At 43.8% G+C, this 12,553-nt stretch carries 10 protein-coding genes; 6 read left to right on the top strand and 4 right to left on the bottom strand.

The window, feature by feature from the left end; all coding sequences use genetic code 11:
- The first annotated feature begins 22 nt into the window (after positions 1-22).
- The 5 genes from ViNHUV68_RS19140 to luxQ all read left to right on the top strand — a co-directional run bounded on the left by ViNHUV68_RS19140 (position 23) and on the right by luxQ (position 6,017).
- Positions 23-676 (top strand): YceH family protein, encoded by a 654-nt coding sequence (locus tag ViNHUV68_RS19140; protein ID WP_038176639.1) that lies wholly within the window; start codon positions 23-25, stop codon positions 674-676.
- Between the two features lie 53 nt (positions 677-729).
- Positions 730-990 (top strand): GIY-YIG nuclease family protein, encoded by a 261-nt coding sequence (locus ViNHUV68_RS19135; protein WP_245609297.1) that lies wholly within the window; start codon positions 730-732, stop codon positions 988-990.
- Positions 991-1,060: 70 nt separating this feature from the next.
- Positions 1,061-2,218, top strand: coding sequence for a conjugal transfer protein TraF (locus tag ViNHUV68_RS19130; protein WP_038176635.1), 1,158 nt, complete (start codon positions 1,061-1,063; stop codon positions 2,216-2,218).
- A gap of 145 nt (positions 2,219-2,363) precedes the next feature.
- Entirely contained in the window at positions 2,364-3,461 is a 1,098-nt protein-coding gene (locus tag ViNHUV68_RS19125) for a substrate-binding domain-containing protein (RefSeq protein ID WP_391090735.1), read from the top strand.
- Between the two features lie 9 nt (positions 3,462-3,470).
- The gene (gene luxQ, locus ViNHUV68_RS19120; RefSeq protein ID WP_391090733.1) at positions 3,471-6,017 is read left to right on the top strand and encodes a quorum-sensing autoinducer 2 sensor kinase/phosphatase LuxQ; all 2,547 of its coding nucleotides are present in this window, start codon (positions 3,471-3,473) and stop codon (positions 6,015-6,017) included.
- 13 nt (positions 6,018-6,030) lie between these two features.
- On the opposite strand, the gene ViNHUV68_RS19115 is transcribed toward luxQ, so the two are convergent.
- The 4 genes from ViNHUV68_RS19115 to yccS form a co-directional block, all read right to left on the bottom strand.
- Positions 6,031-7,290, bottom strand: coding sequence for a hydroxymethylglutaryl-CoA reductase (locus tag ViNHUV68_RS19115; RefSeq protein ID WP_391090731.1), 1,260 nt, complete (start codon positions 7,288-7,290; stop codon positions 6,031-6,033).
- A 90-nt stretch (positions 7,291-7,380) separates the two neighbouring features.
- Complete coding sequence (locus ViNHUV68_RS19110; protein WP_391090728.1) at positions 7,381-7,665, bottom strand: hypothetical protein; 285 nt, start codon at positions 7,663-7,665, stop codon at positions 7,381-7,383.
- Between the two features lie 55 nt (positions 7,666-7,720).
- On the bottom strand, positions 7,721-7,948 hold the full coding sequence (locus tag ViNHUV68_RS19105) for a hypothetical protein (protein WP_391091885.1): 228 nt from the start codon (positions 7,946-7,948) through the stop codon (positions 7,721-7,723).
- Between the two features lie 113 nt (positions 7,949-8,061).
- A complete protein-coding gene (gene yccS / locus ViNHUV68_RS19100) occupies positions 8,062-10,242 on the bottom strand; it encodes a YccS family putative transporter (protein WP_391090726.1) in 2,181 nt (726 codons plus the stop codon).
- Between the two features lie 247 nt (positions 10,243-10,489).
- Here yccS and helD point away from each other — a divergent pair, with 247 nt between their 5' ends.
- Positions 10,490-12,553, top strand: a complete 2,064-nt coding sequence (gene helD / locus ViNHUV68_RS19095; RefSeq protein WP_391090724.1) for a DNA helicase IV — start codon at positions 10,490-10,492, stop codon at positions 12,551-12,553.

Below are 12,553 nucleotides of genomic sequence, written 5' to 3'. Positions count from 1 at the left end.
CAAAGAATAACAAGGAAACGGTATGAATATTGAACTAACCCAAGTTGAGACACGTGTTATTGGTGCGCTGATTGAAAAAGAAGTCACAACGCCAGATTATTACCCACTGTCACTGAATAGCTTAACTGCAGCTTGCAACCAAAAAAGCAATCGTGAGCCTGTCATGTCTTTAAGTGAAATTGACGTTCAACAAGCCGTAGACAACTTGATTGCAAGAAGACTCATAAGTGATGAAAGTGGCTTCAACAGCCGCACTAGCAAATTTCGCCACCGTTTTTGCAATACGGAATTTGGCGACCTCAAATTAACTAAACAGGAAAAGGCGATCGCCTGTTGTTTGTTATTGCGTGGCGCTCAGACTCCGGGAGAATTAAGAACCCGCACAAATAGACTGGCTGATTTTACGGATGTTAAAGAGGTTGAAGCCGCGTTAGAGCACATGGCAGTGCGTAGTGAAGGTGCGCTCGTGGTTAAACTGCCACGCGAACCTGGTAAGCGTGAATCACGCTATATGCATCTATTTAGTGGCGAAGTTGATATCAACGACATACCCAATATCCCTGAGAGTACTGCGGTTGTGGGCAGTGAACGTATTGAGATACTCGAGCAAGAGGTTGCTCAACTTAAACAAGACCTTACTGAATTAAAAGAACTTGTTGAACAATTGACAGCATAATGTCGCTAAGTCCGAGTTGTTTAACAACTAATTGGTATGTGTACCTGATTCGCATGCCTAATAACGCGCTCTACTGCGGTATTACCACTAACGTAGAGCGACGCTTTGCCGAGCATTGCAGTGGGCGAGGCGCTAAGGCCTTAAAAGGGAAATCGCCGCTCATTTTGGCGTGGTCTCATCCAGCAGGGCATAGTCGTAGTGAGGCATCTAAATTAGAGTCTCGAATCAAAAAACTCCCCAAAGCAAAAAAAGAGCGCTTAGTTTCCTGCCAAAGTGAAACTCCGGTCACATTAGATATGGTATTGATTGATTAATAACCCGTCAGGATGACGGTTTTTGTATTAACCTTGAGAATGAATAAATAAAAATAAGGTTGATACGGATATGAATCAATACAAAAAAATAGCAGCGGTGTTCGGAGCTTTGGCTTTTTCTAGCGTTACCTATTCGGCCAGCGTGGTTCCGGATGGTCGTGGCAACGGGATGGGGAATACGGGGGTGACGAGCGCCGATTACGTGTTAGCTCCTTTCTATAATCCTGCGTTAACCGCAATCTACCGTGATAGCGATGACTTTGGTATTTTGGTGCCAGCGATTGGCGCAACGTTACGAGATACGGATGAGTCTCTCGATACCATCGATTCGCTCCAAGATAGCATCAAACAATTCGAAAATGGCGGCAGTACAGATCCAGCCCAAGCGGCGTTGCTCAATAGCTATCTTACTCAATTGTCAGACAACAAAGCACTTGCGGTGACCGGTGGCGCAGCGCTTGCGGTTGCACTACCTATCAATACCTTATCAGCAAACTTCTTCCTGCGTGGATACGCCGAGATTGTTGCGTCTCCTGAAATTGCAGCGAACGGTGGCGATGCCCCTCTAGCGGTACAATCGCGTTATGAAAATTCGAATGTCGATATGATTGCGTTTGGTTATTCCGAATATGGAGTTGCCTTGGCCAAGCGTTTTGCTATCGCTGGTCAAGACGTATCGTTTGGTATCACGCCTAAATATCAGGAACTGCGTACTTATAAACAGAGCCTTTCAGTCCAAGACTTTGATCTTGATGATTATGACCAGAGCGAAACGAACAAGAATGCTTTTAACCTTGATCTCGGCGCCGTTTGGATGATTTACAATTACCGTCTTGGTGTTGTGGTTAAAGATCTGTTCTCACAAGAGATAGATACCCTGAATATTGGTGGAGTAAGTCGTTATAAGCTCAACACTCAAGTGACACTCTCGGGCAGTTATGCAATGGATTACTTTGTCGCAACGGTTGATTGGGATGTTACGCAGCAAGAGCGATTCACTGACCTTAAGGATGAAACTCAGTTCCTACGTCTCGGTGTTGAAGGCAATATCTTTGGTTGGGTTCAGTTACGTGCTGGATATCAAGCCGATATTCAAGACACCTTAGATGATGAAGTTACCCTTGGTCTTGGCATCAGCCCAGGAGACCTCGTGAGTATCGATCTTGCGGGTAGCTACGCAGGAGATAATCAATTTGGTCTTTCTGGTAATTTATCTTTTACGTTCTAAACGCTATACGGCATAATGAAAAAGCCGAGTTAAATGAGTGTGTTAATGCAGTAATTCTATTAACTCGGTCCATTTTATACTAAACATATAATGATACTAAATAGTTAAATTTCACGTTGGTTTGGTTAGTTAATGAGAATTCAATATGTCTAAAAAATATCTCTTGTCGCTGCTTGTTTTCTGTTCTTCTGCTTCTTTTGCCCATACGACTCAAATTCTTAATGGTTACTGGCAATATGATGATTATCTTAATGCTCATCCTAAGCAAAAAACCTTAACCGAGCGTCTTGGCGAGGCAGTTCGTGAGCTGTCAACACCATTAATTGGTAAACAGGAAAAACCAATCACTATTTCGGTGGTCTACCCCGGTCAGCAAGTCTCCGACTATTGGGTCCGCAATATCAAAGCGTTTGAGCTTCGCCTCGATAAGCTCGGCATCCGTTATAGTATTAATCAAGTGTTTACCCGTCCAAATATGGATGTTAGACAGCAAAGCCTGTCGTTACTTGATGCGGTTCAAAATAACACTGACTACCTTATCTTTACTTTGGACACGACTCGGCACCGTAAGTTTGTTGAACATGTGCTCAGCGCTACCGAGACTAAACTAATTTTACAAAATATCACCACGCCAGTCAGAGCATGGGAAGGACGCCAACCATTTATGTACGTTGGCTTTGACCATGTAATAGGAACAAAACTTCTGTACGATTATTATAAGAGTGTAGCGCCAGAGGGAAGCAAATATTCGGTACTCTATTTTTCTGAAGGGTATGTCAGTGATGCACGTGGTGATACGTTTATCGAAGCGATGAGTCATAACGACCGCTATCAGCTATCTTCTTCGTTCTATACTAAAGCAACACGTCAGTCCGGTTATGAAGCCGCAAAGTCAGCATTAAACAAAGATGATGAACTGAGTTTTCTTTACGCTTGCTCAACTGACGTCGCGCTTGGCGCTGTTGATGCAATAAAAGAACTCGGCAGGGAAGAGGTGCTACTCAACGGTTGGGGAGGCGGTACGGCAGAGCTAGACGCAATCAAAACAGATGCCATACAAGTGACTGCAATGCGTATGAATGATGATACGGGTATTGCGATGGCTGAAGCGATAAAATGGGATCTCGAAGGTAAAGATGTTCCACAAGTCTATTCAGGAGATTTTGAGTTAGTCACCAGCGAAGACAGTAATAGCAAGATAGAACAGTTGAAACAACGTGCGTTTCGTTATTCGGATCAATAACGGTATACCATGATTAATAGACACCAGCGAAAACGCCACTTAGCAGAATTACTGACACGTTCAGTGTTTCTTATTATTGCCGTATTGATTGTGGTCATCGCGGTGCAAAATTATCAGGTCAATCGCGAAGTTGTCTCTCAAGAAATCGCGCGCAGTAAACAGCAGACACAAAGCCTAGTTCAAGAAATCTTTAATCATCGTTTAAAGTCATTAGCGATCCAGCAAGAAAGCCATGGTCGTAACACTTACCTACTCAAAGCGTTAACCAACGATGAGAATGTTGCACTGAATCGGTTTTTTAACGGGATCGATCAGGTCTCATCTGGTCTTTCTCCTGACTTTCGTTTCGTCGTACGCGATTCAGAATTGGTTTGGGATGATGCTAATGTTGGTTTTTATGGTATCTCGCCCCAAGCACTCGATACATTGTCAACCGGAATGGCAATAGGATCCGATTGGTACATCTCGCAGGTATCATCAAGTCAAGGAATGCGCTACTTGATGCTGCGTCGTGCTCCTGTCATCGATCAACAAAGTGGTGAAGTGGTTGGCATGTTATTTATTGGTGTTGTACTCAACAATAACTTTGCGCTGATCAACTCCTTGCTTCAAGGAGGGAATGCCGATGCGATTCTACTTGCGGTCGGAACTCAGGTGATTGCCACCAGCACAAAAAATAAAGACATGCAGCATATCGAATGGTTGGAGCAATACTCAAATTCGCTGAATGCAAGTCGTTACATGGTCTCTCGCACTGATATCGTGATTGATGGTGTTCCGACATTTTTGTCGATCTATACCATTCAAGATAATACCAATGTGGTTGATTTTGTGCGAAGTCACTATTTATGGGTGGTTGCGACAATTTTATTGTTGTTTGCGATCGCCTTCATAACACGAGTTTGGCTGGCAAAACGCATTTCTAATGAATTGAATAAGTTGATTGAATACACGGATTCGATTATCGAGCAGCGTGAGCTTACCCGTTTTAATGGGGCAAAAATCAAAGAGTTTGATCAACTTGGTCACTCATTCCATCACGCACTTAAACGACTTAATGAGCAAGAGCAGCAATTCTCTGATCTGTTTAATTATTCTCTTACGCCAATTACGCTTTGGAGTATTAATGGTGAATTATTACGTTTCAATCGTGCGAGCGAAAGTAGTTTTCACACAGAATGTGCCACTGAGCAACTTATCGTTAAACTTAAATCTCACATCCACAAATGTTCTCAGGGGGCGACCCTGACTGGTGTTAACACTACCATCAATGGATCTACCTACCGTTGGAATATTTCCCCTATTCTCCGTGATGGCAAGGTCGAGCAGGTGATGGCTCAGGGCCAAGATATAACAAGCTTTGTTGAGGCTCAAAAACAGAGTAAAGCAGCGCGCCTACAAGCTGAAGAAACCGCTCGCGTTCGTGCAGATTTCTTAGCGAAGATGAGTCATGAATTAAGAACACCACTCAACGGAATCTTGGGGGTTTCGCAGTTACTTAAAAACCGCATGACTAACGCTCAAGACAAAGAGCATATGGACGTATTGTGCAACAGTGGCGAGCATCTTCTGGCTGTACTCAACGACATCCTAGATTTTTCTAAGATTGAGCAAGGTAAGTTTCATATAGAACATTCAACCTTTAAGTTGTTAGAGTTAACGGTTGCCGTTGAAAAAATATTTCAGCCGCTGTGTCATGACAAAAGGGTCGAATTCATCGTTGCCCATAGAAATCTTTCCGATCTTTATGTGCATAGTGACCAAGTTCGACTTAACCAAATTATTTTTAATTTGGTTAGTAATGCAGTGAAATTTACCCATCAAGGGAAGATTGAAGTCATGATCAGTGCTGAAACCTCTCAACAGCAGTGCGACTTAAGCATTGAGGTGAAAGATTCGGGGATCGGTATCGAGCAAAATCGCTTAGACGATATCTTTGAACCATTTGTTCAAGCAGAGTCAACGACAACACGAGAATATGGCGGTAGTGGTCTGGGGTTGGCGATTGTGCATAGTTTAGTGACCATTCTTGGTGGCCAAATTTCATTAACCAGTGCAGTTAATAAAGGAACTCATTTCATTGTAACCGTGCCACTAAAACTCACCAGCCATAGCGACTTGATTGAAGTATCAAATAGCTTAATTATTGAACCTCACTTGTTATTTGACCAAACGGTCAATGTTTTATTGGTCGAGGATAATCATACTAATGCCTTTATCGCTAAAGCATTTTGTGAAAAATATCGCATGAAAGTGACCTGGGTTCAGGATGGACTAAGCGCTATCGACTATTTACAGCAAGATCCTAACGTCGACTTAATCCTGATGGATAACCAATTGCCAAGTTTGGGCGGCATTGCTGCAACAGAAATTATTCGTGATGAGCTCAATCTCGCTATTCCAATCTACGCTTGTACTGCTGATGGAATGGAAGAAACCAAACAAGAGTTTCTTCGTGCGGGTGCAGATTATGTAATAGTGAAACCGATCAAAGAACTGGCTCTTAACAAAGCGCTGATTCATTTTAAGCAGCGCTATTGCCATGTCGATCATTGATTCACAGCCGATATTACCTGGCGAGCTTTTGGTGCGCGCGAGAAAAATGACCGGCGCAAAACGCACCAACGATGGAAAGCTCTCCGGCAAGACAAAGTGACGCGGCCACTTCAGCCAGAGCCTGCGCATTGCCACTGCCATATAAGCCCAGAATATCTAAACACGCTTTTTGACTGGGAAGTCCTGTTCCGCCACCAACCGTACCAACCATTAAATTCGGCAAGGTGACGCTGGCATAAAGATCGCCGCTTGACGCGATTTCCATACGCGTCATTCCTATTGCCGACTCAGAAACACAAGCGGCATCTTGACCACATGCGATATAAAGTGCAGCGAGGGCATTGGCATAATGGGCATTGACGCCAATACTGCCGCTTAGCGCCGCGCCTGTCGTCGTCACCTGACCAAAGCGCACCATCTTTTCTGGTGTGGTGTGAAGGTATTTTTCGACCAACTGCTTTGAAAGTTGCACTTCAGCCGTCACTTTTCTGCCACGTACATGCCGTAATGTATAGGCGTTGGCTTTTTTATCGCCTGATAGATTGCCATCTAAAAACGCTTCTCTCGGTACGATTGGCGAGTGATCGAGAATGTATTGAAACACTTCATTCGTCGCAATGGTGACCATGTTTTGCCCCGACGCATCACCAGTGTGGTATTCAAATATCAAGTAAACCTGATTGCCTTCGATATTGACATTGATGTCTTGAAGCTTGCCGTGCGAAGTGGTTGATTGAGCCAACTGCTTAAAGGCATCATATTGCCCAACCACCCAAGCCACAAACTGTCCGGCATCAATTAGACTATCAAATAAGAATGCAGGAGTGCGCGTCACACCTTCATTGATCAGCATAGCACTGGCGCCTCCTGCTGCGGTGATCAACTGAGCGCCACGGTTATACGAGGCCACTAACGCCGCTTCAGTCGTGGCGAGTGGCACTAAATAATCACTATTGGCATATAAACCATTGACGCGTAGTGGTCCTGCAATGCCAACGGGTACTTTGACCGTACCGATAAAGTGCTCAATGTTTTTGTTGTAGCTTTGTGCGTGAAGCTTTGTTTGTTGATCAAGCAACAGAGATGAGTCTGTGTAGGAATTAAGCTTCTGCCAACGTTTTGTAATGGCCTTATCGGAAATATAGGGGCTTGGCGTTAACCGCTGCGTTGGGCTATGAAATTTTGGGCTGAGCTTTTGTTCTAATGTTGAGGCATTATCGTTTGCGGTTAAGAGTGGGTGTCGCGATAGGTGTGAGATATTTAGTTTCGGCATTACAAGTTAACACGATAAGTTTGCCAGCATTCTAACCGAACTTGGCGTGAACTCAACCACTGCTTAAAGTTCTGCAACAATTTACGCTGATTAAATGTGGATATCGAGCAGGGATCCAATCATCTCTTGATCGCGTTGAATAACGTTAGTTCCGATTTGATTATAACGTTCAGCGCTAGAAAGCTTTGTTAGTGAATCTATTTCGGAAGCAGAAGGGAGTGGCGCTTTAAATTCTACTTGATTAAATTGATAGCTGTTGTCTTTCGGCATTGATTGCAATTGCTGCTGACGCTGAATTTCAGCCGCAGCATCTTCCGCCATCTTCGATGACATATCAACAATCTGATAACCGGATTGAATTGATGATACTGACATACAACACCTCTCTTATTTACAGTTTAAGATCAGTTTGCATTATGAGCAAGTTGTGCTAGGAAAACAGACTCGAAATCATTTGCATCTCTTCGTCACTGATGAGCGAGCTTTGTGTACCGTTGAGTGTGCTATTAATCACACCTTGTAATGCTCTTAGTTGTTGTGGAGTCAGTGTCTTGAGCTGAGATTTCATCAATTCAAACTGTTGCGGTGTCATGTCTATACGCTCGTTAAATGGTTGTCTTACATTTTTATACAGGTAAGAGACATGTCCATTCATCATCTTGTTCCTGTCAATATTATTAATTAATAAATAGACTAAACGAAAACGAATGGAGTGGTGTCGGGATACTGTCCAGATTATGTCCGAAAACTGTTAAGTGACAGCCGAGTCGACTAGCGCAATTTTGGTTGTTGAGTATTCGGTTTGACGCGAACTGCAAACTTACTGGCTAACGAGTGCAGCTCAGGAAGCATGCGATAGATTAGATGAAGCTGCTGCAGCACCATACGCACGGAACTGTCATCATCATCACGCCATTCTGCCAAACGAGTCTCAGTGACAGGGTCACTAATACTTGAAGTGTTGCATTCTTCACTATGTTGATTTAACTGGTTAAATAGAATATCCAAGTGTTGATGGATAACCCTGTGTGCATCCAAGATCAGTTTGTGAGTAGTGTCATCAGCAATTTGGGTCCTATGTGCGCCTAGCGCTGATATATAACTTAGCAATGCGTGGTTGAGCGTTAGAAAGCGGTAGCTTTCATCAATAGCCGAAACATAGCGCCCTGGTTCGGCAAGCATAGAGCTGATCGCCAAAGTAAGATTGGCGTCTTGGTTATGAGCGTTGCGTCGAGCAATCCGATAACTAAGACTGTCATTTTTACCAATTCGATATTGGCCAATAATATGAGCTAAATAAGATTGATTAGCGGCAATGGCGTCGGCCATGACCTTATGCAAACGCTTAGACTGCCAGTCGGGAAAAATGGTGGTAACGGCAACTACGGCAAGGGCACAGCCGATTAAAGTATCAGCAATGCGTGGCAAGATAACGTCAAAGCCTTCACCTAATTGACTAAAGCAAAACAACACCAATACAGTGATGAAGCCCGTGGCGTAGCCGTAGTTGGCTAAGCGAAAAGCGAAAAAGGCGACCCCTGATATCACAATCAAAACTAGCTGGCTTTCTTGAGAAGGCAGTATCGCTAACAGCGGCGCCCCAACAAGTAGGCCAGCAAAAGTACCAATAACACGGGCAACCAGTTTTTGTCTCGTGGCACTGTAGTTGGGTTGGCAAACGAACAGTGTCGTCAACAATATCCAGTATCCACGTTCAATATCAAACATTTGGATGACGCCGTAGCCGATGGTGAGTGCAATTGACATCCTGACTGCATGACGAAATAACATCGAATCGCGATTAAAATTGGCTGAAATACGTCGCCACATGGCTTTAAGACCATGAGCTTCAGTATCATCTAACATACCCTCTTCAAGTTTATTGATGTCGGGATTGTTGACGTTGCTTAGTTGCTTTTCTACTGTCGCAAGGTTGCTAAACAGATAACCGAGCTGTGCCAATAATGAGCGCCATGACGGTTGATTCTGCTGCTGAAGGTGTTGCAGCGAGTTTTGCAGCTCATCAAGTGCGATAATCGAGTCACCAGTGTGTTGGTACTCATTGCCTAGTCGGATAGCTTCAGCGATTTGCCGACATGACTTTGCTTGAGACTCAAGTAGATGCTTGAAACGGAACAAGACATCGGTGCGAGCGAAATGCTCGGCAAGTTCTTGATAACGATAGTGAGTTGAACTAATTCGTTCATGAATATCTTGAGCTAAGAAATAGGTATTGAGGAAGCGGTCACTGGCACTATCAACGTGCCCACGTTTTGAACGGCTTAAAAATGTCGCTTTGCATTGGTTTAATGCACTAACGGTTGCTGCGTTAAGTCGAGCTTCTTCGAGTCGATAAGGCTGAGGGGTTAAATTGGCCACGGGATAAAACAACTGACTTTTCGAGTCAAGGTAGTTGGCGAGGTGCTCAAAAACACCAGCCAGACTGTGTTGGACGGGCTGCATAGGCGCAATTAAATACCAAATCATCGAAACTAAGTAATACCAAGTGGCACCGGCCAGTAACATCAGTGGCTGAAACCAAATGTTAGTGCTTTGGTCGGCGCCGAGCATGGCATAAATAGCAATTAATAGTGAACCAAATGCAATACTCGCATAGCGTGGCCCGATTGCACCGAGCATGATGAATGCGAACGTCGAGCAAAATAGGCCAACAGCAAATAACCATGGGGTGTCGAATAGAATTTCTATCGAGAAGGCGGCAATGGCAAAACAAATCAAGGTCAATAGCTGGGACTTGAGGCGTCCGGTAAAACTTTCGTCACTTTCGGACAGCGCCGCGGCAATGACACCTAAAATAAGCGGTACGATCAAGGTGTTAAGATTAAGGTACCAAGTAGGAATAACCACACCCAGCAAGGTCACGAAGATGAGAAGGCTGTAGTTAATGGTCTGATTGGCCCATAAGTGGCGCAGTTGACTGAAATATTTCACTTAAATTGTACTTATTACCGACAGAGAATGTGTACATTAACAGAGCTGATATGGTAACGCCCTGATCTAAATAAAGATACCATAGTGTTTGTTTGAAAAATAACCCACCTAAGCTTGACTTAAAAGCTTTCTCGTTTTCGGGCTGTTTATCTCAACATTACGATGACAAAATTTGTCGCTGAACACGCAAAATAGGCAACATTTCAGTTATCATGCTGACAACGTAATTTATAGGCTTATTCGAATAATGCAGCTATCAGCAAACAAGACTGCACGGTTTTTTATCCAGCAAGAATATTATCAAGTAGAAATCGCGTCAGACTCCCTCATTATTGGTTGTGAAACGAGTGAAGAGCATATTCCGTTTAATGTTTGGAATGGGCAGATCCAAGTTAAGCATGGGCTATTGTGGGGTGGATTGGTGTTTTTTTCTCATCATGGTGATGACGAGCAACAGCGAGCGTGGTTGGTCCAAGGTTTACCACAGGATAAATGTCGTGAGTTTGCTCGCAGTGCCGTAGCGTGTTATCAACAATGGCATAAAAATCAATGCCAGCAACTATTTAAGTATCTTCCACGCTGGGAAGAAGCGGTGACACAGTTTGAACGTCAACCAGCTTTTTTAACTCACTCAAAACTTGAACAATGGCGAAATGAAGTCAAAAACAATTTGAGTGAGATGAGGATGACATTGGAAGATGCTCAGTTAAGAATGCCGCAGCGTATGTCGCAAATTGATTCATGGATGACCCAACAAGATGTACAGTTACATCAACGCAATCAGCAATGGATGGAAACGGAGCTTGAAAATTGGCAGGTCCTGTTTTCGCAGATAGAGTCGTCCCCTCTTAACCTCAGTCAAAAGCGCGCTGTGCTTCTTAACGACGATAATAACCTTGTTCTTGCTGGGGCAGGGTCAGGCAAGACCAGTGTTTTGACGGCTCGGGTTGCGTATTTATTGCAAAGCCATTTAGCGCATCCAGAGCAAATCTTGTTGCTCGCTTTCGGACGTGATGCGGCCAATGAGATGAAACAAAGACTCAATGATAAGGTTGGTTTGAGCGCAGAAAAAGTGAAGGTCAACACTTTTCATCAATTAGGCTTATACATCCTCAATCAGATAGAAAACGAGCCTGTGACGATATCTCCGTTGGCACTTGAAGATAATCAACGCGTTAACTGGTGCATTGATTGGCTAAAGAAACATTGGATGACACCAACTAACTTTAAACGTTGGCAAAAACACCTCAATAAATGGCCGATTGCCTATTTAGCCGGTGATGATGAACTCGGTAGTCATGTTGAGAATCCGAAACTGATTGCTTGGTTAGAAAAGCAACTTTCTCAACTTGCAGCCATGGGCATGACGAAAAAAGATCTCCAACAACAGTTAATAGAACACCCAGACTACACTCGCTTAAACAGCGAGCTCTCATTGGTGTGGCCATGTTATCAAGCCTGGCAACAGCAACTTAAAGAGCAGCAGCATATAGATTTTAATTTGATGATCACCAAAGCGACGAAATTGGTCGAAAGTGGTAAGTTCGTCTCTCCATGGCAATACATCATGATAGACGAATATCAGGATATCTCACCTCAGCGTTTAGCCTTGATTGAAGCGTTATGCCAACAATCACAAAGCAGTGTGTTATTCGCCGTCGGTGATGATTGGCAGTCGATTTATCAGTTTGCTGGATCTGATGTCGATCTCACTACCGATTTTGCGTCGCGTTTCCCACATTCAACAATTCATTATCTTGATACGACTTATCGTTTTAATAATCGCATTGGTGAGGTGGCGAATCGATTCGTTCAACAAAACCCGCGTCAGCTAAGTAAACCACTCAACAGCCATAAAGAGCAGAAGAATAAGGCGGTGACGCTGTTAGCGCAAAGTCGAGTAGAGAAAGTCCTAGAACAGCTTAACCGCAGTGCAAAATCGACTCAAAGTGTTCTTCTTCTTGGTCGCAACCATTACCACCGTCCGGACTTGTTGGCTGATTGGCAAAAACAGTTTGCGCTATTATCAATCGAGTTTATGACATGTCACGCTTGTAAAGGAAAAGAAGCCGATTTTGTCATTGTACTCGGAGTTGACGAAGGCCAGTTCCCTGCACGAGTGAAAGCGTTGCATGTCAGTGATGCGTTGACCCAATCAAGCGACCGTTTCCCATACGCTGAAGAGCGCCGACTATTTTACGTAGCACTTACTCGGGCGAAGAAGAAAGTGTGGATCGCTTATACAGGGGCAGGTTCCAGTTTTGTGCAAGAGCTGATCGAACAAGATTACCCAGTTATCATTGCTAAATAA

The sequence above is a fragment of the Vibrio sp. NH-UV-68 genome (genome assembly GCF_042940635.1).
In the GTDB taxonomy this organism is placed as follows: domain Bacteria; phylum Pseudomonadota; class Gammaproteobacteria; order Enterobacterales; family Vibrionaceae; genus Vibrio; species Vibrio pacinii.
Note: the sequence above shows the minus strand (reverse complement) of the source record. Positions and strands in the feature narration are given on the sequence as shown.

What these genes read in the sequence shown, in the direction of transcription:
- ViNHUV68_RS19140 (WP_038176639.1), top strand. Translation starts at nt 23, where the DNA reads ATGAATATTGAACTAACCCAAGTTGAGACACGTGTTATTGGTGCGCTG.
- ViNHUV68_RS19135 (WP_245609297.1), top strand. Translation starts at nt 730, where the DNA reads ATGCCTAATAACGCGCTCTACTGCGGTATTACCACTAACGTAGAGCGA.
- ViNHUV68_RS19130 (WP_038176635.1), top strand. Translation starts at nt 1,061, where the DNA reads ATGAATCAATACAAAAAAATAGCAGCGGTGTTCGGAGCTTTGGCTTTT.
- ViNHUV68_RS19125 (WP_391090735.1), top strand. Translation starts at nt 2,364, where the DNA reads ATGTCTAAAAAATATCTCTTGTCGCTGCTTGTTTTCTGTTCTTCTGCT.
- luxQ (WP_391090733.1), top strand. Translation starts at nt 3,471, where the DNA reads ATGATTAATAGACACCAGCGAAAACGCCACTTAGCAGAATTACTGACA.
- ViNHUV68_RS19115 (WP_391090731.1), bottom strand. Translation starts at nt 7,290, where the DNA reads ATGCCGAAACTAAATATCTCACACCTATCGCGACACCCACTCTTAACC.
- ViNHUV68_RS19110 (WP_391090728.1), bottom strand. Translation starts at nt 7,665, where the DNA reads ATGTCAGTATCATCAATTCAATCCGGTTATCAGATTGTTGATATGTCA.
- ViNHUV68_RS19105 (WP_391091885.1), bottom strand. Translation starts at nt 7,948, where the DNA reads ATGATGAATGGACATGTCTCTTACCTGTATAAAAATGTAAGACAACCA.
- helD (WP_391090724.1), top strand. Translation starts at nt 10,490, where the DNA reads ATGCAGCTATCAGCAAACAAGACTGCACGGTTTTTTATCCAGCAAGAA.